Below are 23,051 nucleotides of genomic sequence, written 5' to 3' on the forward strand. Positions count from 1 at the left end.
GCTCTCGTCTTGCTGCCATCGTCTCGTCATCTCGGTGTCGCAGACTGCGCCTAGCCTTGTCCGGCCCTGGGGCTGGTGCGCGGCCACGGACTGACCGATGATGGGCAACGCAGACATTCTCGCCAACCATCCAAGCCATGGTGGCACCAACCATCCAAGCCATGGTGGCGCCAACCGTCCAGGACCAGACGGCCTGCGGCCGCGTCGATGCCACTCGCCGCAAGACCCTGGCACAGCCCACAGGGAGACATCATGTCCCAGCCCCGGCTTACCTTGCCGCGCGTCATGGCCCACCGCGGCCTCTCGGCCCACGCGCCTGAGAATACCCTGAGCGCGGTGCGTGCCGCCCACGAGGCCGGCAGCACCTGGGTCGAGCTGGACGTGCAGCTGCTCGGTGATGGCACCCCGGTGATCTGGCACGACGCCGGCATGCGCCGCTGCTCCGATGGCCGCGGAAAACTCGCCAAGCTGCGTCTGGAGCAAGCCAAGGCCTTCGACGTCGGCGCCTGGTTCTCGGCGGGCTTTCGCGGCGAGCGCATCGCGACCCTCGATGACATGCTGACCCTGATCGATACGCTGGGCCTCGGCCTGAATCTGGAGCTCAAGATCACCCGTGGCCGCGATCCCGAGGCGCTGGCGGAGTCGGTGATCCCGCGGCTACTGGAAGCCCTGCCCTTCGAGCGGCGACTGGTGTCGTCGTTCAGTCCCGCGGCCCTCACCCACGCCCGCTCGCTCGCCGACCCGAGCCGCCTGGCGCTTGGCGTGCTGACGGACGCCGTGCCCAAGAATTGGCGCTCCCAGATGGCGGCGGTGCAGGCCTTCAGCCTGCACTGCGACTGGAAGCGCCTGAAAGAGAAGCGCGCCCGGGACGTTCAGCAGGCCGGTGTGCCGCTGGTCTGCTATACCGCCAACGACCCGATCGCCTTCGGCCCGTGCTGGGACTGGGGCGTCGAGTGCGTGATCTCGGACGATCCGCCGCGGTTTGGCTAACCCACGATAGCGCGCCTCGCCCCCTCGGCTCCCGGCCCGATGTTGGCGTTACTTCCCCACCAGCCTGAGGATGGCCGGGATATCCAGATGGGCTTCCATGGCGTCGGCCAGGCGCTCGAGCTGACGCTCGCGGTGGGCATCCAGATCGATGCGCCGCTCGTCTGCCTCGGTGAGTCCCAAGGCACGGAGCAGCGCAGAACACGCCCCGGGCGCGTCGAATACCCCATGCAGATAGGTGCCGAGTACCTGGCCGTCGGCGCTGATCGCGCCCTCATCGCGGCCATCCAGGCGCATCAAGGGCCGCGTAAGCGCCGCGCCGGTGCTGACGCCATGGTGAATCTCGTAGCCGCGCACCGCGACCGTCGCTGGCTGGCGGGTGCCAGCGAGTCCGGGCGTCAGGGCCCCTTCGCGACGCGTGAGCGCCTTGTCCCGGGCCATGCGCGTTGTCAGACGCAGCAGCCCGAGTCCAGGTCCGCCGCCCACCGGGCCTTCACGCCCCTCGGGGTCATCGATCCAATCCCCCAACATCTGAAAACCGCCGCAGATGCCGAGTACCCTGCCGCCATAGCGCAGGTGGCGCAAAATGCGCTCCTCCCAGCCCTGGGCACGCAGCCAGGCGAGATCGGCCAGGGTGCTCTTGCTGCCGGGCAGCACAATGACATCGGCCTGGGGCATGGGCCGGTCCGGGCCGACCACGCTGAGCGAGACCCGGGGGTGCAGACGCAGCGGGTCAATGTCGGTGTGGTTGCTGATTCGTGGCAGTGCCGGCACCACCACCTTGAGCCGAGACCCATCGTCGCCTTCGCCATGCTGCGCCAGCGAAAGGCTGTCCTCGGCATCGAGCATCAGCCCCTGAAGATAGGGCAGCACGCCGTACACCGGACGCTTTTCCCGCGCCGTGAACCAGTCGAGCCCAGGCTCGAGCAGGCCAATATCGCCGCGAAAGCGGTTGACGATGACCCCGCGGGTCCGGCGCCGTTCGCTCTCGGAGACCAGCGCGAGAGTCCCGCACAGCTGGGCGAAGACGCCGCCACGATCGATGTCCCCGACCAGCACCACCGGGCAGTCCACCGCCTCGGCAAAGCCCATGTTGGCGATATCGCCCTGGCGCAGGTTGACCTCCGCCGGGCTGCCGGCGCCCTCGGCGATGATCACGTCAAAGCGCGCCGACAGGCGTTCGTGGCAGGCCATCACCGTCTCACGGGCGGTGCGCTTGTAGGCGTGATAGTCGAGGGCGTGCATCGATCCATGGACCCGACCGGCGAGGATCACCTGGGCACCCTGGTCGCTTTCGGGCTTGAGCAGCACCGGATTCATGTCGCTGTGAGCATCGACCCCCGCTGCCTGGGCCTGCAGCGCCGTCGAGCGCCCTATCTCGCCGCCATCGACCGTGACGGCGCTGTTCAGCGCCATGTTCTGCGGCTTGAACGGGGCCACCGAGACACCGCGGCGCCTGAGCGCGCGACACAGACCGGCGACGACCGTGGTCTTGCCCGCATCCGAGGTGGTGCCCTGGATCATCAGCGTCGCCATGTCACAGCTCCACGCCTTTCTGGGCCTTGATGCCCTGATCCTTGAAGGCGTGCTTGACCACCTTCATCTCGGTAACGGTATCGGCCAGTTCGATCAGCGCCTCGGGCGCATGGCGCCCGGTGACCACCACATGTTGCATGCCGGGCCGGGCCTGGAGGTCATCGAGGACACGGTCGAGGTCGAGATAGCCGTGGCGCAGGGCGATATTGAGCTCATCGAACAGCACAAGGTCGAGGCGCTCGTCCTTGAGCATCACCGCGGCCTTCTCCCAGGCAGCCTCGGCGGCCCTGACATCGCGTTCGCGATCCTGGGTGTCCCAGGTATAGCCCTCGCCCATGACGTGGAAGTCAACGCCCGGCTGGGCCCGGAAGAAGGCCTCCTCCCCGGTCGCGAAGGCGCCCTTGATGAACTGCACCACGCCCACCTTCATGCCGTGGCCGAGCGCCCGGGCGAGCATGCCGAAGCCGGACGAGCTCTTGCCCTTGCCGGGGCCGGTCAATACCAGCAGCACGCCCTGCTCCTTGTCGGCGCGGGCGATACGCTCCTGCATGATGCGCTGCTTGGCGGCCATGCGCGTGGCATGGCGCTCGGGATCTACACGGGAACGAGACATCGTGACCTCCAGCAAAAGATGACAGCGTAAACGCCACCGCCATCGCGGCCACAGGGCGCCCCGATGCCTGGCGGCGATGAGACAGGATCAGGGGCTGCGCGGCACGAACACCGCGGCCCCATCGATCCAGGCGGTGGCCAGCGGCTGATCGTAGAGCCGCTCCAGGGCCGAGGTGACGAGCATCGCATCCCGCGGGCCCCAGCAGGCTTCGCCGTCCGGATAGAGCAGCAGCAGGTGATCGCACCAGCGCGCCGCCAGGTTCAGGTCATGCAGGCACATCACCACCGCCTGCCCCTTGGAGGCTTGCTCATCGAGCAGGGCCATCACCGCCACCTGGTGGTGCAGATCCAGATGATTGGTCGGCTCGTCGACCAGCCACAGCCCCGGCGACTGGGTCAGTACCGTGGCGATACTGACCCGTTGGCGCTCACCACCGGAGAGCGTGTGAATCTGACGCCGGGCCAGGTGGGCGATATCCAGGCGTTCGAGTGCCTGCTCGGCGAGGGCAACATCATCGGCGGACTCGTTCTGCCAAGAGCGCAGAAAGGGATGACGACCGATCAGCGCGGTTTCCAGTACCGTGGCAGGAAAGTCGTCGTGGCGCTCCTGGAACACCACCCCGAGTCTCTGGGCGATCCGGCGCCGCGAGAGCCTTCGCAGGTCCTGACCATCGACGCATACCGCGCCTCGCCGCGGCTGGCGCAATCCGGCCAAGGTATGCAGCAGCGTGGTCTTGCCGGCGCCGTTGGGACCGAGAACGCCCCAACGGCTGCCCGGCGCAATGGTGAGATCGAGTGCGCGTCCATCGGCCCTGCCCGGCACCTCGATGACCAGCTCCCGGGTCGACAGCGGTAGCCGTTGGGGCACGACGTCGCTGTTATCGCTGGCGGCACTCATGGGCGGCTCCGACACAGCAGATAGAGAAAGGTCGGCACACCGATCAGCGCGGTAATCACGCCCACCGGCAGCTGCTGGGGGGCGATGATCGTGCGCGCCAGGGTGTCGGCCAGGGTCAACAGCGTTCCCCCCGCCAGCAGCGAGGCCGGCAGGATCATGCGCTGATCGGCGCCGAGCCTGAGGCGCAGCATATGCGGCACCATCAGGCCGACGAAGCCAACGCTGCCCGCGGTGGTCACGGCGATCGCCGTGGCAAGACTCGCCGCCAGGTACAGCCCCCACTCCAGAGGACGCACGGCGACGCCCAGGGCCGCGGCCTGGAGTCCCCCGCGGGCGAGCACGTTCAGCGTCCGCCCGAGCGGCACCAGCACCAGGGCGCCGAGCACGGCGACGATCAGCACCGGCCAGGGGCTCGCGGCATAGGCCATATCGCCCATCAGCCAGTAGAGCATGCCGGGGAGTTGCTCGACCGGGCTCACCGCCAGCAGAAAGGTGATCAACGCTCCCCAGCCCGAGGCCATGACCACCCCGGTCAGCAGCAGTCGCATCGGCGTCCAGCTGCCGCTGCCGTGGGCCAGCCCGAAGACGATCAGGGTCGAGGTCAGGGCGCCAACGAAGGCCGACGCCGACACCAGCGCGGCGCCAAGGCCCGCCAGCATGGCCGCCAGCGCGGCCACCGAGGCGCCGCCGGACAGCCCCAGCACATACGGATCGGCCAGGGGGTTACGCAGCAATACCTGCATCAAGGCCCCGGCCAGCGCCAGCAGCGCCCCGGTGCCGAACGCCGCCAGGGCGCGCGGCAGGCGCAGGTCGAAAAGTAGCGTCTGATGCAGCGCACTGCCGTCGCCGCCAAGCACCGCCCAGAGCTCGCCCGGGGACAGCGTCACGCTGCCGACGGCCACCGCCAGAACCAGCGAGGCCAGCGCCGCCGCCGCCAGCCAGCCAAGCGGCGCCAGACGCAGCCGATGGCCGCGACGGGCCATCGCGCCGACGCCGCTCATCGCGGCTCCTCAGGCGAGCGCCGGTCCCGTGCACGTTGCAGATGGCGACACAGGGTACGGGTCCCTTCGACCAGGCGCGGCGTCGCTCGCTGCACCAGGTCAGGGTTGATGAAGAACAGGTTGTCGCGACTCACCGCGATCATGTCGGGGAAATCGCGCCAGGCCTCTAACCAGGTGGAGTCGGCCTTGCCCATGCCGCCGGTGATGATGGCCTCGGGGTCGGCGGCGAGCACCGCCTCGCGGGAAATTCGCGGCACCAGGGGCGCCTGCCCGGCGAACAGATTGACGCCGCCACACAGCGCGAGCGAGCGGCTGATCCAGTGCTCGCCGTTGACGGTCATCAGCGGCTGCTCCCAGACCTGATAGAACACCGTCACCGGCTCGGCGTCGCGGTAACGACGGCTGAGCTCGGCGACGTCGCGGCGCAGCGACGCCGCCGCTTGCCGCGCCACATCCTCGCTGCCGGCAAGACGCCCAAAGCGCTCGAGGCTCGCGGCGATGGTGGCGAAATCATCGGCATCGGCGAAATACACCGGCACACCGAGTCCCGCCAGGCGTTCGACCTGCTCGCGGGGATTGCCACCGCCCCAGGCCACGACCAGATCCGGCGCCAGGGCCAGCAGCGCCTCGAGATCGAGGCGGTCGTAGCTGCCGACCCGGGGCAAGCTTTCGGCGGCCTTCGGGTAGTCGCTGAAGCTGACCGCGCCGACGACGTGTGGCCCGGCGCCGGCGGCGAACAACAGCTCGGTGACACTCGGGGCCAGCGCTACGATGCGACGAGCCGGTGCCCCAAGACACAGCTCTTGCCCGGCATCGTCGATCACACAACGCGGCGCGGCGGATTCACCACCGGCGCCCGTCTGCGCGGCGGCGGCGCCCGCCACCGACAGCAAGGCCATCGGCACCACGACTCGGCCCACCAGGGCGAGAAATCCCCGCGCCAGCGCGCCCGGTGCCCGCCGATGGCCCGCCATCAGAGGCCCAGCCCGACGCTCAGGTAGGCCGCGCGGCCCGGGTTCTCATAGTCCCAACCGCCCTGAAACGCCGAGGCGCGAGACGTGGCGTATTCGCGATCGAAGACGTTTTCCAGCGTCAGGTTGGCCTTCCAGGCCGGCGCGAATTCCCAGCCGGCTCGCAGATCCAGGGTGCCGTAGCCTGCCAGGCGCTCGTCATTGTCGGCGTCGTTGTAGCGGTGATTCTGGGCGACGAAGGAGGCACCAAGGTTCCAGTCGCCGATCTCGCGATCGGCATCCAGACGCAGGCTCTGACTGGCACGGCGCACCAGCTGGTTGCCGCTATCGCGATCTTCCGGGTCGGTGTAAGTGGCGGCGGCCGCCAGGGTCCACTGGTCGATCTCGTAGCCCGTCGACAGCTCGATGCCACGGATGCGAGCACGGTTGACGTTGAAGGGCGCGAAGCGATTGCCGCGCAGGGTATTGGCGATCATGTCGTCGATGTCCGTCTGATAGATGGCCAGATCCCAGAAGGCACGATCGAACTGGCCGCGAACCCCGACTTCGACGGTCTCGGACTCCTCGGGCTCCAAGGCGTCATTGCCAAACCCGGGGAAGTACAGCTCATTGAAGGTCGGGGCGCGAAATGCCGTGCCGTAGCTCGTCCTCAAGGTGTGGTGGGTGCCCAGCTCGTAGCCGAGTGCCAGGTGGCCCGTGACTTCTTCACCGAAGGCCTCGTTGTCATCGTGACGCAGCCCGGCCTGCAGCGATACCGGGTCGAAGTCCATCAGCGCCTGGGCAAACACCGCCACGTTGTCGCGGCTGGTTTCGTCATAGGCGGTGGTGCTGGTGATCTCGTCTTCCTGATACTCGGCGCCGGCCACCAGTTCGTGACGGCCCAGCAGCAGCGTGTTATCCCAGCGCGCCGTGCGTGTCTCGGTATCGAAGACCGTGGCAAAGCCGGAACTGGCGAAGTCGTCGAGCTCATCGCGGGCTTCGCTCAGGGTCAGGCGCGACGACCAGGCCTCGGTCACCGGCAGCTCAGCGTAGACGCCGGCCACCTGCTGAACGTAATCCGAATTGCCGCCCTCATAGGCGCTGTTGCCGCGGCCGCGCAGACCAATCAGGCCGATCTTCTCCCCCCCATCGAAGCGGTGCGAGAGACGCACCAGTGCCGTGGTGTTGTCGTAGCCCTTGTCGTCACCGCCCTCGCGCAGTTCGGTGCCGTCGCTATCGAGGCGGCTGGCACTGAACTGGTAAGAGGTCCCGCCATCGGTCCCCGACACGTTGGCCGAGGCCCGCTGGGTGTTGAAGGAGCCACCGCCGAGGACGATGCTGGGGTGAGCGCCAGACTCCTCGCCCTCCCGGGTGAACAGCTGCACCACGCCGCCCACGGCATCGGCGCCATACAGCGTGCCGCGCGGTCCGCGCACGACCTCGATGCGATCGAACATGCGCGGCTCCAGGTACTGCCAGGCGGGACCGCCGTTGGTGGCAGAGCGAAGGCGAATGCCATCGATCATCATCACCGTGGACTGGCTGCCGGTGCCGCGCAGATAGACGCTGGTGTTCTTGCCAAAGCCCCCGTTGCTGGAGATATCGACGCCGGGCTGACCGCGCAGCGCATCGGCAATGCTCACCGGATCGCGGCGCCGCAGGGCCGCCTCATCGATCACGCTGACGGAGGCCAGCGACTGACTGGCCGTGCGCGGGGTCAGGGTGGCGGATACCACGACGGGGTCGAGGTCGAGATCGGCGGACTCCGTCGCGTCGGAATCCTGAGCCTGGGCACCGGCGCTGACGCCGGCCAGCAGTAGCCAGGGCGCGGCGGCGAGGCGAGACGACGACAGGCGTGAGCCGAATGGCGCGGTACGGGAGCTGTTCCCGGTCGCAAGAGAGGAGCGAAACATGGCAATGACCCTTGGTACCGTGCGCACCCGCACGGCATGAACCCTTGAAGGCCAGGAGGGAGACGCGCAGCACCAGGCGACGCTTTCGCGCACCTTGCTCCGGGAGGCCCACCGCCCCTGGCATGGCTCTTCAGGCCGGTCTCCGGGCTGACGAGCGAGCGCGATACGCTCGGCATCTCGGCCTTCCCATGTCTGGCGGCTACCGACCAGGGGCCATAAGCCCGAACACAGTGGCGTTTCTGGGAGATGCTTGACTCGATCACCGTTGCGGGGGCAGCGTCGGCTTGCTGAATGCGATGACCACATCCACCGACTTCCCGTTTCACCTCGACGCGTCTGTGCACGTTCGAGGCACCTGAGAGTGCGCGTAAGCTAGCAATGCCGGCCCAGCCAGTCAACGCCTGCCTCCCCCAATTCGACGGGGCACGCTCAGCCCGGCGGCGCCTTCAGCGCCATGACCAGGCCGTGGCGCACGTACCAGACGGCGGTGCAGGCCGCAGACGCATCCTGGGCGAGCCAGCCCGCAAGATCACGCAGCTGGCGCTCCCGAGCGTCCATGGGGACGATGCCCCGGCCGACCTCGGGGATAATCAGCACGATCTCGCCAATAGCGCCCGCCTCGCCCCCCCGGCCTGGCTCACCCAGCCCCGCTTTTCCGGACATTGACAGCCCCGCTTTCCCGGCCATTGGCAGCGCCGCTTTCCCGGACATTGGCAGCGTCGCCAGCGACGCCAGCGCCGTGCGCCAACGCCGACGCGTCTCGTCCAGCAGCCGACTCCTGTCCGTCGCCGGGGCCGGGGCCGGGGCCGCACCATTGTCTCGATCGGCATCGTCCAGGCCCGTATCGTCACCAGACGCCGAGCCGCCATCAAGCTGCGCCTCGAGCCAGGCAAGCCAGCCATGAATCACCCAGACCGCCTGCGGCGGTCCGCCGACCGCGGACGCCGGGCTCTCTGTCACGCCCGCCGCGGTGGCGGGAGCGTCGCCGCGTTCAAGAAGTGCCATGGCCGCTTGCGCCGACGACCAGGTCGCCCCAGGAAAGCGCTCGTCTACGCGCTCGCGCTTACCGGCGCAGGCACCACCGAGGAAGAGCTGCATCGCCATTCTCCATCCTGCTGCGTAAAGCCCCAGCGAACCCCCGACGCCTGCCCGACCACGCCATCCCAGAACGGCACGCCTTCATGCACGCGGCGCAGCTCACGGATGACGCCGCCATGGGTCACCACCAGGACGCGGTAGACAGGCGACTCGTCGCTGCCCGCGGCCTGTGCTGCTTGAAGGACCTGTTCGAGGGCCAGCGCCAGGCGATCCCGCAGATCCTGGGCCGACTCACCTCCCGGGGGCGCCAGCTCTCCGCCGCTGTCGATCCAGTCGCGATAGACCCGATCGCCCTCGAGCTCTTCCCAGGTGCGTCCCTCGAACTCGCCGAAGTCGTTCTCCCGCAGGCGCTCGTCCAGGCGCGGCGTCGGCCAGCCGCGTCCCTCGGCGATATGGGCCAGGGTCTGGCGACAGCGCCTCAGGTCGCTGCACACCACCGCATCGAAGCTCTCACCGTCGAGATCCTCCCGCAGGCGGTCCATGTCTGCCAGGGCATCGGGCAGCAGCAGGTCGATGTCGCGCTGGCCCTGATAGCGCTTTTCCAGATTCCATTGGGTCAGGCCGTGGCGAACCACCACCAGCTCGACAGACACAGCAACAGCCATAGCTCTCCTCCTTCGATGGCGGCACCCAGCATATCGCCGTTGATGCCGCGAAAGGCCCGGGCCATGCCCAGGCCGAAGATGATCGTGAATGCCCCCAGCGCAAGCCCCAGTCCGGCAACGCCGAGTGGGGCAACGAGGCATAGCCCCATCGGGAGTAGCGCCGCCCATGCCAGGTCACGCGGCCCTAGCCCTTGCTGCCAGGCATGGGCCAGGCCCTCTACACGGGCGGCCGGGATCGACACCAGCAGCGCCACCGCACCGAGGCGTGCCAAGGCGGGAATCGCCACCCACCACCAGAGTCCGAGCCGTTGTTCGTGCACGACGGTGATCTCCAGCAGTGCCCAGACCAGGGCCACCTTCCACGCCAGATGAAAGATCAGCGCAAGAATCGCGAAGCTGCCGACCTGGGGGTCCTTCATGATCGCCCAGCGCCGCTCGAGCGAGACGTTCGCCCCGAGGGCATCGGCCAGGTCCATCAGCCCGTCCAGGTGCAGGCCGCCGGACAACGCCACCCACAGACTCACCAGCAACAGCGCCAGCACCGGGGTCGGCAGACTCGCCCCGAGCAGTGCAACGAGCAGCAGCGCCACGCCGATCAGCGCGCCGACCACGGGATAGGCCCGCGCCGCCCAGCGCCGGGTGGCAGGGTTCCAGTCGCAGGCCACCGGTAGCGGCACCCGGGTGAGAAACTGAATGGCAAGCCCAAGCCCTTCCAGGGCCTGGCGCAGCGCGGCAACGTTACGCTTCATATCGTCGGCTCATATCGTCGACTCATGAGGTCGGTGATTGACACCCGACCCGGGTAGCGTCCGGTGGCGCATCGGGTGAGTGAGTGCTGGCCCTGCCTGGCGTCCACTCGATGGCATTGCCGGCCACGACCTCGACCACCCGATCCGAGACCTGGGCCAGCCGGCGGTGAAGACGCTGCAGGAAGACCAGATAGTGCCACACCAGCGGCTCTGTGGGGGGCAGGTCCTCGTTGAGATCGTTGGACACCACCACCAGGGTGATCCGCCGCCGCTGGGCATCGACCATCAGCTCGTCGAGCATCCGCGCGGCCACGGTTTCCGGGGCATAAGCTGAGCCGTCGCCAGGGCCATCACCTGGGCCATCACCTGAGCCATCACCTGGGCCATCGGCGAACATCACCTGGCTGGCCCACAGGGTCAGGCAATCGAGCAGCACCGTGTCGTGCGCCGCGACCCGGCGCCAGGCGATCGACAGATCCACCGGCGCCTCCAGCGTCTGCCACGGCGCCCGGTCGGCGGCGGCGCGTTCGGCGCGGTGCCGCGCTATCCGCTCGCGCATTTCCGCGTCTCGGGCCGCGGCCGTGGCCAGGTACCACAGGCGCTTGCCGGGGTGCCGTCGCCAGGCCGAAACGGCCAGGGCCTCGGCGACCGCGCTCTTGCCCGAGCGTGCGCCACCACTGACGAAGGCGATCATGCCGAGCCGCCTGAACACGGCGTTTGGCTCCCGCCCGCGACGGTCTCTGCGGCGATGATGTCGGCCAGCGCCTCGACCACCCGATCGTTGACCTCGGCGGTCGATAGCGCCAGGCGCACCCAGGCGCCGTCGAGTCCCCGAAAGGTATGGGTGTGGCGTCCCAGGATGGCGTGGCGTGCGAGCCCGCGCAGCAGCACCTCACCGCGCTGCGGCGTGGCCGCGCCGGGCAGGCGCAGCAAGACGAAGTTGGCCCGGCTCTCGGGTACCACCAGGCCAAGCGCCCGCAGCGCCTGGCACAGCCGATCGCGCTCGTCCGCCAGCCAGCCGCGGCTGGCCTCGGCAAAGTCGCCATCGGCCAGCAGCTCCGGCACCACGGCCTCGGCGAGGCCATTGAGGCTCCAGGCCACCTGGCGCTCGGCCAGCGCCCGAATTCTCGCCGCACTGGCCATCACATAGCCAAGGCGCAGCCCTGGCAAGGTATAGAACTTGGTCAGCGAGCGCAGCAGTACCAGGGGAACATCCACCGAGGTGTCAGCGCCCGGTGCGAGCCATTGACAGAGCGGCCCTTGCGCGGCGCAACGTCCGTCACCGGCGGCGTCATCGGAACACTCGGCGAAGGCGCTCTCATCTTCACCCTCATCTTCACCCTCATCCTCATCGGAAAACTCGGCGAAGGCTTCATCGACCACCAGCAAGGCGCCGACGCGCCGGGCATGGCGCAACAGCGTGGCGACATCGTCACGCCTGGCCAGGGTCCCGGTGGGATTGTTGGGGCGACAGAGAAAGACCAGATCGACGCCGGTCATGGCCTGGCACAGGGCGTCGACATCGAGGCGAAAATCGTCGCCTTGCAGCATGATCCGAGACACGCTGATGTCGTTCAAGGCACAGGCCCTGGCGTATTCCCCGAAGGTCGGCTCGACGATCAAGGCGCGTCCGCCGCGGTGGCACTGGGCCACCAGGTGAATGGCCTCGGCCCCGCCATTGGTCAGCCAGAGCTGCTGCTGCGCCACGCCGTGATGGGCCGCCAGTGCCGCTCGGGCCAGGGGCTGACGCGGGTCCGGGTAGCGCCACAGATGGCCCCCGGCGCCGGCGAGCCAGTCACCGAACCAGGTCGGCGGGCCGAGAGGATTGAGGCTCGCACTCAGATCCACAAACGGGCCGGCAGCGGACGACGGATCAACGCCAAGGCATCGAAGCAGCGCCTCACCCTGGCCGCCGTGAAGGGGCCAGGGCGAGGCGTACTGATGTGGGTCCGAGTTCGACGTCGAGGCAGTGGCCTGGGCCTGGGCCGGAGAGTGTCTCGCGGCCTCACTATCGATATCAGCCGCCGATGCGGCCCCGGGCGGTGAATACGGCTCGGTCATCCGGCGCCTCCGGTGGGCCACAACGCTAAGACGGCCACCAAGGCGGCCATCAGACTCATCACGCCAAGCCAGCCGGCGTGCAGGCAGGCGATGGCGCGCTGGATATGTACCGCCGTCAGCGGCTCGCGGGCCTCACCGAGCCGCGCGCGCTCGGACACCACGGCCCCATAGCGATTGATGCCGCCGAGCTCGACGCCGATCAACCAGGCCACCATGGCCTCGGGCCAACCGCTGTTGGGACTCGGATGGCGCGGCGCCTGGCGCCGGGTTTCGCGCCAGGCCCGGCGCCAGGTTTTGCGCCAGGCGCCGTCGCGATGATCCCCCGGAACAAGGGCCGCCAGGGCCCACATGGCAAACGCCGTCAACCGGGCAGGCAGCCAGTTGGCCGCATCGTCGAGGCGCGCCGAGGCACGGCCGAAGTCCAGGTAGCGCGGGTTGCGATAGCCGACCATCGAATCCAGCGTATTGATCGCCTTGTAGGCCAGGGCCAGGGGCGCCCCGCCGATCAAGGCCCAGAACAAGGGGGCGGTGATGCCATCGACGGTGTTCTCGGCGACGCTCTCGACACAGGCCCGGGTCACCCCGGCGTCATCCAGCGAGCGCGTATCGCGTCCGACGATGCGCCCCACCGCTCGCCGGGCCTGCGCCAGGTCACCGGCGGATAGCGGCGCGAGTACCGCGTACGCGGCTTGCACCAGCCCCCGAGTGGCTAGGCTCAGACTCAGCAGGATCAGCTCGATGGCCCCGGACAGCCACGCGGACACCCACCCCGCCAGCGCAATGACGGCGGCGGTGATGGCCCAGGTACCGAGCACCACGACACCCGCCAGCCACCGGCCGCGCCGACGCCTGGATCGATCATCGCCGTGGTTCCAGGCCGTCTCCAGCCTCGCGATGACCCGGCCCATGAGCACCACCGGATGGGGGCACCAGACGGGATCGCCCAGCATCAAGTCGACCGCCAGCGCCGCCAGCACCAGGGCGAACAGTTCGGGACTCAGCGGCGCGAAGGTCATGCGCCCCCCGACTGCAGCGACGCACTAATGGCCAGGAAGACGGCGCTGCCAATCGCCCGTCCCAGACGCGTCCCGGACCCTGCATAAGGGGTCGGTTCGCCGCGTTGGGTGGCACCAATGGCGAGACAGTCAGTAGACGTGCCCGTGGCCAGGGTACCACTCACGGTATCGTACACCTGGTGCTGCGCCAGTGCCCGGACCTTGGCTTCCGTGGCCGACTGACAGGCGTTGATCAGGGCGCCATCGGTCAGGTGAGCGTCGATGAATACGACCGTGTTGATCGTACCCGCCACCAGGCGCGGATCACCGCGTGGCGTTGACGTGATGTCCACGGCATTGCCGACGCCGGCGGTGGCCGCCACCAGCACCCGTGGCTCGGTCGCGACACCCTTGGCGGTGCCAGCGCAATCATCCGGCGCGGCGTCACGCCCCGCGCCAAGACTCGCTTCGGCCACCGCCAGTCGACTCAGGGGCACGGCGGTCATCATGGCAATGCTCGCCGCCGGCGCCAGGCCCCAAGCGTGCAGCCGTGCGGAGAGATCGTCCTGGGGAGCGCGGCAATCGTAGTGCCGATCGACGTAGACATTGACGAAGTCGGTTGCCCAACCGAGCCCGCCACCGACCAGGGCACTGGAGACCACTCGCAGTGGCCGCGAGACGCTCAGCCGGATACGAGCGGTACTGGCCGCTACAACGATATCGGTTTCCGGGCCCAGGGCCAGAATAACCGCCTGCTGCCGATGCAGAGTCTGAGGTGGCAGCAACCGAGCCGGTGTCATCGCAGCGGCCCCGGTCAGCTCAGGGGCGCTCGGCAATGTCACCGTCACTCGCCGCCCCCGACACCATCGCCCTCCGGCGCTGCGCCATCGCGAGCGACACCCGCTACGCCGGCCTCGACCCCCGCGCTGTCGAAGGTTGCCATGTCAGAGAGCATGGCGCAGGCCGACGCGACCAGGGGATAGGCCAAGGCCGCGCCACTGCCCTCGCCGAGGCGCAGCCCCAGGTCCAGCAGCGGATGCGCCCCCAGCACTTCCAGGGCGAGTCGGTGGCCGCTTTCCTCGGAGCGATGCCCGAAGACCAGATACTCCCTGACGCGCAGATCCAGGCGGCAGGCCAACAGCGCCGCGACGGTGGCGATAAAGCCATCCACCAGCACCGGTCGCCGCAGCGCCGCGGCCCCGAGGCAGGCACCAGCGATGGCGCCGATTTCAAGACCACCGACGCTGGCCAGGGTCTCCAGGGGATCCGCGCCACTGCCATTGTGATCATTCTGACAGCGAGTGACGGCGGCCTTGATGACCTCGCGCTTGTGGGCCAGGCGGCGGTCATCGAGGCCGGTGCCACGACCCACGACATCATTGACGGGAAGCTCGGCCAGCACCGCGAGCAAGGCGCTGCTGGCTGAGGTGTTGGCGATCCCCATCTCGCCGAGGATCAGGCTTTGGCAGCCCTGGTTGACGGCTCGCTCGACCGCTCGCACGCCAACCATCAGGCAGTCTTCCGCCTCGGCGAGGGTCATCGCATCCTCACGGGCAATATTGCCCGTCCCGGCGCGCACGCGATCGACCACAACCCCCGGCAGCGACTCACAGGCCGTCAGCACGCCGACGTCCACCACCTCCAGATGCGCATCGATGCTGCGTGCAAACACGTTGATGGCCGCCCCGCCCGCAGAGAAGTTGGCGACCATCTGGGCGGTCACCTCCTGGGGAAAGGCCGAGACCCCTTCCGCTGCGACGCCATGATCGGCGGCGAACACGATCACGGCCGGCGGATCGACTCGCGGAAAGGACGTCGCCGTCATGCCGGCAAGATCCAGCACCAGGGTTTCCAGCCGCCCCAGGCTCCCCGGCGGCTTTGTCAGGACGTCGAGGTGGGCACGCGCCTTGTGTCTGGCATCGGCGTCGAGAAAGGAAAGTTGCGCGAGGACGGCGGTCAGGTCTTTCACGAGCGAGAGTTCCTTATGCGACGGCGCCAGCACTTGGCCGGCAATGAAATGACGCAGAGCGTAGCAGATTCCGGCGCCGCTTGGCCTGCCTGCGCCGGCCAAGGGCCGTTGCCATGGGTCAACGACACGCACTGGCCCGAAAGCCCTTGGCACCGGCGAGCGACAGGCAGGCATGACGGCGTACTGCAGACTACAACAGCATCAACCACTGGATAAATAAACAGCATAAAGCTAGACTCGAAGCATGACCCATCGCTCAGGCCACGACCCACGCGACCCGCACCGCCAGCCCTTGAAGGGCCGCGGCGCCACCTTCGATCCCGCCAATCGCTACGCGCCGTCTCGCGTCGTTGCAGAGGATGACGGCTGGACTCACGCCACAGGAGCGGCAGGTGCCGAGCCGGAAGGCCTGTGGACGGAGGCCCGCATCGCTACCGTCGTGGCCACGGAAGACGCCAAGAGCGCGCTGTCCTGGAACCGCTCCCCCGACCTGCCCTTCGATCGCTCGATCAACCCGTACCGCGGCTGTGAGCACGGCTGCATCTACTGTTATGCACGACCGAGCCATGCGTACTGGGACATGTCGCCGGGGCTCGATTTCGAAACGCGGTTGATCGCTCGCAGCGGCCTGGACGAGCGTTTGCGAGACGAGCTGTGCAAGCCAGGCTACCGCTGCCAACCGATCAACCTGTCCGGCAACACCGATTGCTACCAGCCCATAGAAGCAGAACTCGGCACCACACGGACATTGCTCGAACTGCTGCTGGAATGTCGTCATCCCGTCACCCTGGTGACCAAGGGTAGCCTGATTCTGCGTGATCTCGACCTGCTCGGCGAGTTGGCCCGCCACCGCCTGGTGCGGGTGATGGTCAGCCTGACGAGTCTCGACCGCGACGTGAAGCGACGCCTCGAGCCCCGGGCCGCGGGTCCCGAGGCTCGGCTCAAGATCATCGCCCGGCTCAGCGGCGCCGGCATTCCCGTCGGCGCCCTGGTGTCGCCAGTGATCCCAGGACTCACCGACCACGAGATGGAACGGCTGCTGGCATCGGCCAGATCAGCAGGCGCCGACACCGCCGCCTGGATGCTGCTGCGCCTGCCGCGAGAGGTCGCTCCGCTGTTCGAAGACTGGTTGCTGACCCACTACCCCGAGCGTGCCACCAAGGTGATGAGCCTGATACGTCAGTGCCGGGGCGGCGCCGACTACGACAACCGCTTCGGCCATCGCATGCGCGGCGAGGGCGTGTTCGCCGACCTGCTGGCGCAACGCTTCACCAAGGCCTGTCGACGCCTGGGGCTCAATGATCGCTCGACCACCACCCTCGCTACCGACCAGTTTCGCCCTCCCTTGCGACAGGGCTCGTTGTTCTAAGGCCTACGCCTAACCCGCAGCATGCATTGCCGCCGTTGGACGATGTTGATACGCACACGACTGAGGCACGTCAAGCCAAGCCGAGACGCCGAGGGAGAAGATGGTACCGATTCAGTCGTCTGTGTCTGAACGTACGCCAACGGACCCCCGATCTAGATGCTAGAGCGATGATGCTAAAGCGATGGTGGCGCCATATTGCGATGCTGGTCGCCGGTCTCGGTATCGGCCTCGCGGCTATCCCCCTTGCGCTAGCTGCCACTATCACCTGCGACGGCAGCAGGCTCACCGTGGGTCAATGCCGCTTCAGTCAGCTCAGCGTAACGGCGACTCCCATCAGCGGCTTCGTCGACGATGGCGAGGTCGCCGGCAGCATGACGATAGCGTACCGCTACGCCTGTCATGCCGGAGGTACCTATTACGCGATCAAAGACCGATACGCCGTGATGGGGCTCGACATCAGAAGCTCCCTTCACGCCGACCAACACACCGCCGACTCGAATCAGCCGAACCTGGTTTTCCATATCCCAAGCGTCGTCAGCGTTGGCGGTGTTCCCGGCCACGCCAATCTCGGCCACACCCAGGCGAAGGCGGATAGCTGTCGTAGCGGCAATCACTCGGCCACCTTTCAACTGATCAAGACCGGGCCTCTTACCGCGGGCAACGTCAATGTGGCGTTTTCCACGCCAGTCCACCTGGCCAGCGCCAAGGGGACGACCTACGGCACCCACCATGTTGCCGGGGCGCTTCCCACAGCGGCGACCACCATTGCCACGCCGACGTGCACCCTGCCATCGACCAACGTGGCGCTGCCCAATGTACCACTCTCGGCGCTGACCGGCGTCGGCGACACCGCCATGCCGACGCCGGTGACGCTGGATCTTAGCGACTGCGACCGGGTCAAGGGCATCGACTATGCGCTGACCAGTGCCGGCACGTCGGTGATCGACGATAACGGCATCATCGGCAATGCCCTGAGCGGCAGCGACGCCGCCGAAGGCATCGGCCTGCTCATCCAGCACTATCCCGACGGCGCCACCACACCGACGCCCGTCACCTTCGCTCAGCACTACCTGATCAATACGCGCCAGGGCGACACCTCCGGCACTAGCGGCACCTTGCGTCTGCGCTTTGTCGCCAGCTACTACCGCTATGCCGCGATGGTCCGGGCGGGGAACGTCGAGGCCACCCTGATCGCTACGCTCAGCTATCGTTAGGCGCTGATCCGCCGCCGTTGGGGCTCGAGTACTCCCCTGCCCCCGCCGTCCTTATTCCAGTGTCCCTGCTCAGGCTTGCCGTTGCCTGGCCCCATCACCGATTCAACACTGGCCCCTCGTTCGACCGCGCGGCCAGGACTAGACTGCGAAAGACCTGGCTATAAAAAAATCACATAAAAAGTTGAGGAGAAGCCGAATGCACCCTGAGGACAAGGGCCTTCATGCCCTCTACGCCGAGGACCCCGTAACGGCCGACCGCCGCCTGTGGGGGCGCGAAGTCGATCCCTTGAGCCGCCGCGGCTTTCTCAAGCGATCGAGCCTGGTCGCCATGAGCCTGGCACTCGGGGCCAGCATTCCGTTCGCGCGTTTCATGCCCGGCGGCCTGATCCCGGCGGCGTTCGCCCAGAGCGACGAGCCCTTTGCCATCGATGGCAAAGAGGGACTTCGGGTATTAAATGATCGGCCCATCAACGCCGAGACCCCCGCCCACCTGCTCGACGATGACGTCACCCCTGCGCGCCACATGTTCGTGCGCAACAATGGCCTGCCGCCAGAACCGGCCACCATCGACCCCGGCCAGTGGACGCTGGAAATCGCCGGTGAGTCTTGCCTCACCCCGACCACCTTCACTATCGCCGAGCTCAAGGAACGCTTCGAAACGCACAGCTATCAACTCCAGGTGGAGTGCGGTGGCAACGGGCGCAGCGAATTCGTGCCCTCGGCGAGTGGCAACCAGTGGACCATCGGCGCCATCGCCTGCCCGCGCTTTACCGGCGTTCGCCTGCGTGATGTGCTCGAGGCCTGCGGCATCGCCGATGACGCGGTCTATATCGGCTACTACGGCGCCGACCGCCACGCCAGCGGCGCCGCCGACAAGGAGGCGATCTCCCGCGGCGTACCAATGGCGAAGGCCCTGGAAGATGAGTCGTTGATCGCCTGGGCCATGAACGACGAGGACATTCCCTACCAGAATGGCTACCCGCTGCGCCTGGTGTGCGGCGGCTGGCCGGGCTCGGTGTCCGGTAAATGGCTCAAGAAGATCGTCGTGCGTAACCAGAAGCATGACGGCGCCAAGATGGCGCCGCCCTCCTACAGCGTGCCGGCCAACCCGGTGGCGCCGGGGACGGAGCTCACCGACGACGATTACGTGACCATTCACTCGATGCCGGTCAAGTCCCTGGTGACCTTCCCCAGCTCTGGCGTCGAACACGCCCTCGGCGACCCGCTGGAGGTCCGCGGCCAGGCTTGGGCCGGCGATCTGTCGGTGGCCGAGGTCTACACCTCGATCGACTTCGGTATCACCTGGCAGAAAGCGACGCTGAAGGAAGCGCCGAACCGCCTGGCCTGGCAGCGATTCACTACCCAGGTCGCGTTCCCGGAGCCCGGCTACTACGAAGTCTGGACCCGGGCGGTAGATGAAAACGGCCAGTCGCAGCCCATGGTGGTGCCGGGCTGGAACCCCAAGGGGTACCTCAACAACGCCTGCCACCGCATCGCGGTTCAGGTCGCCTAGGGAGGGCCATCCATGCGTCTTTCATGCCAACGCCGGCCGCCTCGGGCTCACTCGCTCGCGGCGGCACTTGCCGCCGCGCTGATCGTCGCCTCGGCAAGCGCCGCCGCCGAGACCGACCCCGAGACCGACCCCGAGAGTGGCTTCGTGATCGCCGAAGGCTGGGAAACGGTGAAGGGCAACTGCACGGTCTGCCACTCAGCCAAGCTCGTGACCCAGAACAGCGGCTCCCGGGCGCACTGGGCGGACCTGATCGTCTGGATGCAGGAAACCCAGGGGCTGTGGCAGTTCAACCCCGAGATGGAGGCGACCATCCTGGACTATCTGGCGACCCACTACGGGCCGAGAACTGACGCCAGGCGCCAGAACCTGCCCAAACGCCTGATGCCGCCCACCCCGAACAGCGCTGACGAGCAAGGCGGAACCGCCAGCGACAGCACCTGACCCCGCCTCCGTGCCTTCACCGCCCGGCATTCGTGCCGGGCGGATCACCGCGCCTCACGAGTCGACCCGGAAGTCCTTAATCACTTGGGCCCGCTTGCGGATGGCAGCCTCAACCTCGGCTTCTCGCCATGGCTCGGCAATGGCTGCCTGACGCCACTCATTCATGGCTGCCAACGCCAGGAGCCGATCCACGTAATCCCTCGCCGGCCCATTCAGCGAGAGCCCGTAGGTCTCGATGCGAAAAGCCACAGGGGCAAAGAAGGCATCGGCGGCCGTGAAGCGCTCACCGCAAAGGTAGGGGCCACCGAAGCGCGACAGTCCCTCGCCAAACAATGCCTCCAGGCGAGCCGTATCGGCGGCCAGAGGGGCAGGTACCTCGTGCAAGCGAACACGAAGCGCGCAGTGCATGGGGCAAAGCGTCCTGAGGCTGGCGAAGCCGGCATGCATCTCGGCGCAAACACTGCGCGCCCAAGCGCGACGAGACGGATCCTGAGGCCATACGCCGGGATGACGTTCGGCCAGATATTCGACGATCGACAGGGACTCCCACACTCGCATCGGCTCATCGAGGGATGCGCCGTCTTCACCATGAGAGTCGATCAGGCAGGGAACTCGCCCGGAGGGGGAGAAGCCGCGAAACCGCTCGTGGCTATCGCCTGTCGCGCAAAATGGCGTGACGATCTGCTGGAAGGCAATGTCCAGCTCTCGCATCACGAGCCACGGTCGCAGCGACCAGGATGACGTGGCACGGTTGGCAATATGCAATTGGTACATCGACGTCTCTCCTCGTTCTCACGGATGGCCCGTGAGACGCCAGTATCGGTCTAGGCCAGCACGGGGGCTCAGCGCCCCCGCACCGGCCCCTCTCAGGGCATCCCTCGTCGACGGGGCTCACCCATCGACGGCAGAAACAGAGATGATACGACAAGGAGAAATCGCAACGATGGCGCGCTGCTCAAGCCGCCAGTTCGATCTCGTAGCCGGTGTACTTGCGCAGGTTGATCACGCCGGTGTCGAACATCAGGTACTGGCCCTTGATGCCCATCAGCGTGCCCTCCAGGCGTGGCGTCTTGTCGAGATTATGCGACACCACCTTGGTGGGATGCTCCAGCACCGGATAATCGAAGCGCTGGGCGGCCTCATCGAGGGTGCGGATGGCAGCGTGGCCGAATTGCTCACGCAGGCTCTCAAGACCCGGCGCCAACCGCTCAAGCAGGCGGTCCCGCTCGGCGCCGAGATCGAGTTCGTCGACATCGCCCTTGAGCATCGCCCGCCAGTTGGTGCGATCCGATACCTCGCCCTTGAACAGCATCTCGACGAAGCCGGACTGCTGACGACTGTCGACCGACAGAATCGGCATCGCCTGAATCGCGCCCTGGTCGAGCCAGCGGGTCGGCATCTGGGTCGCCCGGGTGATACCGACCTTGAGCCCGGAGGCATTCGACAGGTAGACGATATGCGGCTGGAAGCAGAACCGCTCGCCCCAATCGGGGTCACGGCAGGTGCCTGCAAAGAAATGGCACAGCTCCGGCTTCATGATGCAGGTGTCGCACTGCGCCAACCGCTTGAAGCACGGATAGCAATGGCCCTGGCCGAAGCTCTTCTTGGTCGCACGCCCACAGTGGGTGCAGGCGATGGCGCCGCTCCACGACAGCGCAAGGCGGCGCCCGAGCAGCGCGTTCAGTGCCAGCCGCTGCTCCCCGGTGCGCAGGGTATAGGTGGCCGGGGAATCGGGCTCGACGCCCATCTTGGTCAGGCAACCGCGGGCCACTGCCTCAGCCACGGCCCACATCCTGCCCAAGGCCAGCCAACGCCGGGGAGACGCCGGCGCCGCTGGCCGCGGCGCCACAGGTGCGCTGCTCGAGATAACCGACGCGCTGGTCGTCAGGGACCTGGGTCTCGGCCTCGTAGCGCATCACCGCCTCGAGACACAGCTCGGTCTGTTCGGCGGTCAGCATCCGCCCATCCGGCCACTTGCGCAGCGCCACCGCCTGCTTGAGGCTTTCGTACATGTCCGGCGTCATCTGCGAAATCATGCGCTCGAAGGTCATGTCGCTCATGTCAGCATCCTATCGAAGTCGAGGTTTGCGCGAATAATACCAGCCGAAGGCCAGCCCCACGACCAGGCCGCCAAGATGCGCCTCGTTGGCGACATTGCCGAAGCCGACGAAGCCGGCCAGGTCGGTCATGGTGAAGACCATCCAGCCAAGCATGAACACCACCAGCATCTGCGGCACGAAGAAGCCGCTGGCAGGCGAGCGCCGCGACATCAGCCAGACATAGCCGAGCAGGGCGAAGTCGACGCCGGACATGCCACCGAAGAGCACCGTGCCGGCGGCGTACTGGGCCAGGTTACCGCCGAGCCCCGCGGCCACCACCAGCATGAACATGCGCAAGGAACCGTGGCGCTGCTCGACCTGGCGACCGAAGTACCACAGCCACATCAGGTTGAAGACCAGGTGCATCCAGCCGAAGTGCAAGAAGATCGGTGACAGCAGCCGCCACACCTGCCCGGAGGCAATGCTGTCGCCAAGATCGCCCACGGCCAGCGCCCCCTGGCTCACGGCGATGGGCACGATGGCGAGCGAGGCAAGCACCAGATCGCCCCACACCGCCATGGCGCCGAAGACCACCAGGCACAGGGCCAGGGTGGCAATCGTGACCGGCAGGTCACGAGCCACCACGCGCCACTGAGCGCCTCGGTCCGTGCGGCGCCCGGGCGGCGGCGTCAGGGCTTCGCCACGCTGCCAGCGTGTCATCAGCTCGCTCAATGCCTGTTGCTGGGCCGGGTCCACCAGCCACAGCACCTGGCCGTCGGCCTCTGCGGTGAAACGATGGCCGATGCGATGGGCCCAGAGCGCCTTGCGCAGCTCGCGAGTGTCGATATCGTTAGGGATCAGCATGACCCGATACATGGTGTCTCCAGCACACAGGAAAGAAGGGAAAGACAGCGCTGGCGACGCCGAACGAGTCGCCTCTGGCACCTCGGGCCCAGATCGTCCTTCGACCTGTGAGGATGCCACAAAGAAAAAGTCCGGCGGAGGGGGCCGCCGGACAAGAGCAAGGGATCATTCAAGGGAACACTTACTCTGACGCCGGCATCGAGGAAGGGTTCACTGGGAGAGCGAAATTTTATTGTA

Annotated in this window: 23 protein-coding genes and 1 riboswitch; of the genes, 5 read left to right on the plus strand and 18 right to left on the minus strand. The window is 67.4% G+C overall.

Going from position 1 to position 23,051, the window contains the following annotated elements; all coding sequences use genetic code 11:
• Nucleotides 1-252 precede the first annotated feature (252 nt).
• A complete protein-coding gene (locus tag ACUN9Y_RS10435; protein ID WP_445460638.1) occupies nucleotides 253-990 on the plus strand; it encodes a glycerophosphodiester phosphodiesterase family protein in 738 nt (245 codons plus the stop codon).
• Between the two features lie 48 nt (nucleotides 991-1,038).
• On the opposite strand, the gene ACUN9Y_RS10440 is transcribed toward ACUN9Y_RS10435, so the two are convergent.
• The 14 genes from ACUN9Y_RS10440 to cobT form a co-directional block, all read right to left on the minus strand.
• Nucleotides 1,039-2,523, minus strand: coding sequence for a cobyric acid synthase (locus tag ACUN9Y_RS10440; protein ID WP_445460639.1), 1,485 nt, complete (start codon nucleotides 2,521-2,523; stop codon nucleotides 1,039-1,041).
• Between the two features lies 1 nt (nucleotide 2,524).
• Nucleotides 2,525-3,136, minus strand: coding sequence for a cob(I)yrinic acid a,c-diamide adenosyltransferase (gene cobO / locus ACUN9Y_RS10445; RefSeq protein WP_445460640.1), 612 nt, complete (start codon nucleotides 3,134-3,136; stop codon nucleotides 2,525-2,527).
• An 87-nt stretch (nucleotides 3,137-3,223) separates the two neighbouring features.
• Entirely contained in the window at nucleotides 3,224-4,033 is an 810-nt protein-coding gene (locus tag ACUN9Y_RS10450) for an ABC transporter ATP-binding protein (protein ID WP_445460641.1), read from the minus strand.
• Nucleotides 4,030-5,034, minus strand: a complete 1,005-nt coding sequence (locus tag ACUN9Y_RS10455; protein ID WP_445460642.1) for a FecCD family ABC transporter permease — start codon at nucleotides 5,032-5,034, stop codon at nucleotides 4,030-4,032. Before ACUN9Y_RS10455 ends, ACUN9Y_RS10450 begins: the two co-directional genes overlap by 4 nt.
• Nucleotides 5,031-6,008, minus strand: a complete 978-nt coding sequence (locus ACUN9Y_RS10460; protein WP_445460643.1) for a cobalamin-binding protein — start codon at nucleotides 6,006-6,008, stop codon at nucleotides 5,031-5,033. The genes ACUN9Y_RS10455 and ACUN9Y_RS10460 overlap by 4 nt, the downstream gene beginning before the upstream one ends.
• On the minus strand, nucleotides 6,008-7,897 hold the full coding sequence (locus ACUN9Y_RS10465; protein ID WP_445460644.1) for a TonB-dependent receptor domain-containing protein: 1,890 nt from the start codon (nucleotides 7,895-7,897) through the stop codon (nucleotides 6,008-6,010). The genes ACUN9Y_RS10460 and ACUN9Y_RS10465 overlap by 1 nt, the downstream gene beginning before the upstream one ends.
• Nucleotides 7,898-8,013: 116 nt before the next feature.
• Nucleotides 8,014-8,271: riboswitch (cobalamin riboswitch) on the minus strand.
• Between the two features lie 55 nt (nucleotides 8,272-8,326).
• A complete protein-coding gene (locus ACUN9Y_RS10470) occupies nucleotides 8,327-8,995 on the minus strand; it encodes a bifunctional adenosylcobinamide kinase/adenosylcobinamide-phosphate guanylyltransferase (protein WP_445460645.1) in 669 nt (222 codons plus the stop codon).
• Nucleotides 8,947-9,600 carry a histidine phosphatase family protein gene (locus tag ACUN9Y_RS10475; RefSeq protein ID WP_445460646.1) on the minus strand — a complete coding sequence of 218 codons (654 nt, stop codon included), beginning with the start codon at nucleotides 9,598-9,600 and terminating at the stop codon, nucleotides 8,947-8,949. The genes ACUN9Y_RS10470 and ACUN9Y_RS10475 overlap by 49 nt, the downstream gene beginning before the upstream one ends.
• Nucleotides 9,552-10,349, minus strand: a complete 798-nt coding sequence (locus tag ACUN9Y_RS10480) for an adenosylcobinamide-GDP ribazoletransferase (RefSeq protein WP_445460647.1) — start codon at nucleotides 10,347-10,349, stop codon at nucleotides 9,552-9,554. Before ACUN9Y_RS10480 ends, ACUN9Y_RS10475 begins: the two co-directional genes overlap by 49 nt.
• Before the next feature lie 22 nt (nucleotides 10,350-10,371).
• Entirely contained in the window at nucleotides 10,372-11,043 is a 672-nt protein-coding gene (locus tag ACUN9Y_RS10485; protein WP_445460648.1) for a bifunctional adenosylcobinamide kinase/adenosylcobinamide-phosphate guanylyltransferase, read from the minus strand.
• On the minus strand, nucleotides 11,040-12,410 hold the full coding sequence (locus ACUN9Y_RS10490; RefSeq protein WP_445460649.1) for a pyridoxal phosphate-dependent aminotransferase: 1,371 nt from the start codon (nucleotides 12,408-12,410) through the stop codon (nucleotides 11,040-11,042). The genes ACUN9Y_RS10485 and ACUN9Y_RS10490 overlap by 4 nt, the downstream gene beginning before the upstream one ends.
• Nucleotides 12,407-13,426: an adenosylcobinamide-phosphate synthase CbiB gene (cbiB, locus tag ACUN9Y_RS10495; protein ID WP_445460650.1), complete on the minus strand. Its 1,020-nt coding sequence runs from the start codon at nucleotides 13,424-13,426 to the stop codon at nucleotides 12,407-12,409. The genes ACUN9Y_RS10490 and cbiB overlap by 4 nt, the downstream gene beginning before the upstream one ends.
• Entirely contained in the window at nucleotides 13,423-14,247 is an 825-nt protein-coding gene (locus ACUN9Y_RS10500) for an adenosylcobinamide amidohydrolase (protein WP_445460651.1), read from the minus strand. The genes cbiB and ACUN9Y_RS10500 overlap by 4 nt, the downstream gene beginning before the upstream one ends.
• 2 nt (nucleotides 14,248-14,249) lie before the next feature.
• Complete coding sequence (cobT, locus tag ACUN9Y_RS10505) at nucleotides 14,250-15,365, minus strand: nicotinate-nucleotide--dimethylbenzimidazole phosphoribosyltransferase (protein WP_445460688.1); 1,116 nt, start codon at nucleotides 15,363-15,365, stop codon at nucleotides 14,250-14,252.
• 253 nt (nucleotides 15,366-15,618) lie between these two features.
• Here cobT and ACUN9Y_RS10510 point away from each other — a divergent pair, with 253 nt between their 5' ends.
• The 4 genes from ACUN9Y_RS10510 to ACUN9Y_RS10525 all read left to right on the plus strand — a co-directional run bounded on the left by ACUN9Y_RS10510 (nucleotide 15,619) and on the right by ACUN9Y_RS10525 (nucleotide 19,911).
• Complete coding sequence (locus tag ACUN9Y_RS10510; protein ID WP_445460652.1) at nucleotides 15,619-16,743, plus strand: PA0069 family radical SAM protein; 1,125 nt, start codon at nucleotides 15,619-15,621, stop codon at nucleotides 16,741-16,743.
• Between the two features lie 167 nt (nucleotides 16,744-16,910).
• On the plus strand, nucleotides 16,911-17,957 hold the full coding sequence (locus ACUN9Y_RS10515; protein WP_445460653.1) for a fimbrial protein: 1,047 nt from the start codon (nucleotides 16,911-16,913) through the stop codon (nucleotides 17,955-17,957).
• Between the two features lie 196 nt (nucleotides 17,958-18,153).
• Nucleotides 18,154-19,470, plus strand: a complete 1,317-nt coding sequence (locus ACUN9Y_RS10520) for a sulfite oxidase (protein ID WP_445460654.1) — start codon at nucleotides 18,154-18,156, stop codon at nucleotides 19,468-19,470.
• A 12-nt stretch (nucleotides 19,471-19,482) separates the two neighbouring features.
• On the plus strand, nucleotides 19,483-19,911 hold the full coding sequence (locus ACUN9Y_RS10525; RefSeq protein ID WP_445460655.1) for a hypothetical protein: 429 nt from the start codon (nucleotides 19,483-19,485) through the stop codon (nucleotides 19,909-19,911).
• 54 nt (nucleotides 19,912-19,965) lie between these two features.
• Here ACUN9Y_RS10525 and ACUN9Y_RS10530 read toward each other — a convergent pair whose 3' ends face one another.
• The 4 genes from ACUN9Y_RS10530 to ACUN9Y_RS10545 form a co-directional block, all read right to left on the minus strand.
• Entirely contained in the window at nucleotides 19,966-20,685 is a 720-nt protein-coding gene (locus ACUN9Y_RS10530; protein ID WP_445460656.1) for a glutathione S-transferase, read from the minus strand.
• A gap of 181 nt (nucleotides 20,686-20,866) precedes the next feature.
• Nucleotides 20,867-21,703, minus strand: coding sequence for a DUF2797 domain-containing protein (locus ACUN9Y_RS10535; protein WP_445460657.1), 837 nt, complete (start codon nucleotides 21,701-21,703; stop codon nucleotides 20,867-20,869).
• Nucleotides 21,687-21,971 carry a YeaC family protein gene (locus tag ACUN9Y_RS10540; protein WP_445460658.1) on the minus strand — a complete coding sequence of 95 codons (285 nt, stop codon included), beginning with the start codon at nucleotides 21,969-21,971 and terminating at the stop codon, nucleotides 21,687-21,689. The genes ACUN9Y_RS10535 and ACUN9Y_RS10540 overlap by 17 nt, the downstream gene beginning before the upstream one ends.
• 9 nt (nucleotides 21,972-21,980) lie before the next feature.
• The gene (locus ACUN9Y_RS10545; protein ID WP_445460659.1) at nucleotides 21,981-22,826 is read right to left on the minus strand and encodes a rhomboid family intramembrane serine protease; all 846 of its coding nucleotides are present in this window, start codon (nucleotides 22,824-22,826) and stop codon (nucleotides 21,981-21,983) included.
• Nucleotides 22,827-23,051 lie beyond the last annotated feature (225 nt).

Source organism: Halomonas sp. V046, from assembly GCF_052645355.1.

Coding starts and splice junctions, on each gene's coding strand:
- ACUN9Y_RS10515 (WP_445460653.1), top strand. CDS start 16,911: ATGATGCTAAAGCGATGGTGGCGCCATATTGCGATGCTGGTCGCCGGT.
- ACUN9Y_RS10475 (WP_445460646.1), bottom strand. CDS start 9,600: ATGGCTGTTGCTGTGTCTGTCGAGCTGGTGGTGGTTCGCCACGGCCTG.
- ACUN9Y_RS10450 (WP_445460641.1), bottom strand. CDS start 4,033: ATGAGTGCCGCCAGCGATAACAGCGACGTCGTGCCCCAACGGCTACCG.
- ACUN9Y_RS10530 (WP_445460656.1), bottom strand. CDS start 20,685: ATGTACCAATTGCATATTGCCAACCGTGCCACGTCATCCTGGTCGCTG.
- ACUN9Y_RS10520 (WP_445460654.1), top strand. CDS start 18,154: ATGCACCCTGAGGACAAGGGCCTTCATGCCCTCTACGCCGAGGACCCC.
- ACUN9Y_RS10460 (WP_445460643.1), bottom strand. CDS start 6,008: ATGGCGGGCCATCGGCGGGCACCGGGCGCGCTGGCGCGGGGATTTCTC.
- ACUN9Y_RS10440 (WP_445460639.1), bottom strand. CDS start 2,523: ATGGCGACGCTGATGATCCAGGGCACCACCTCGGATGCGGGCAAGACC.
- ACUN9Y_RS10535 (WP_445460657.1), bottom strand. CDS start 21,703: ATGTGGGCCGTGGCTGAGGCAGTGGCCCGCGGTTGCCTGACCAAGATG.
- ACUN9Y_RS10455 (WP_445460642.1), bottom strand. CDS start 5,034: ATGAGCGGCGTCGGCGCGATGGCCCGTCGCGGCCATCGGCTGCGTCTG.
- ACUN9Y_RS10540 (WP_445460658.1), bottom strand. CDS start 21,971: ATGAGCGACATGACCTTCGAGCGCATGATTTCGCAGATGACGCCGGAC.
- ACUN9Y_RS10480 (WP_445460647.1), bottom strand. CDS start 10,349: ATGAAGCGTAACGTTGCCGCGCTGCGCCAGGCCCTGGAAGGGCTTGGG.
- ACUN9Y_RS10465 (WP_445460644.1), bottom strand. CDS start 7,897: ATGTTTCGCTCCTCTCTTGCGACCGGGAACAGCTCCCGTACCGCGCCA.
- ACUN9Y_RS10490 (WP_445460649.1), bottom strand. CDS start 12,410: ATGACCGAGCCGTATTCACCGCCCGGGGCCGCATCGGCGGCTGATATC.
- ACUN9Y_RS10435 (WP_445460638.1), top strand. CDS start 253: ATGTCCCAGCCCCGGCTTACCTTGCCGCGCGTCATGGCCCACCGCGGC.
- ACUN9Y_RS10470 (WP_445460645.1), bottom strand. CDS start 8,995: ATGCAGCTCTTCCTCGGTGGTGCCTGCGCCGGTAAGCGCGAGCGCGTA.
- cbiB (WP_445460650.1), bottom strand. CDS start 13,426: ATGACCTTCGCGCCGCTGAGTCCCGAACTGTTCGCCCTGGTGCTGGCG.
- ACUN9Y_RS10545 (WP_445460659.1), bottom strand. CDS start 22,826: ATGTATCGGGTCATGCTGATCCCTAACGATATCGACACTCGCGAGCTG.
- ACUN9Y_RS10525 (WP_445460655.1), top strand. CDS start 19,483: ATGCGTCTTTCATGCCAACGCCGGCCGCCTCGGGCTCACTCGCTCGCG.
- cobO (WP_445460640.1), bottom strand. CDS start 3,136: ATGTCTCGTTCCCGTGTAGATCCCGAGCGCCATGCCACGCGCATGGCC.
- ACUN9Y_RS10510 (WP_445460652.1), top strand. CDS start 15,619: ATGACCCATCGCTCAGGCCACGACCCACGCGACCCGCACCGCCAGCCC.
- ACUN9Y_RS10485 (WP_445460648.1), bottom strand. CDS start 11,043: ATGATCGCCTTCGTCAGTGGTGGCGCACGCTCGGGCAAGAGCGCGGTC.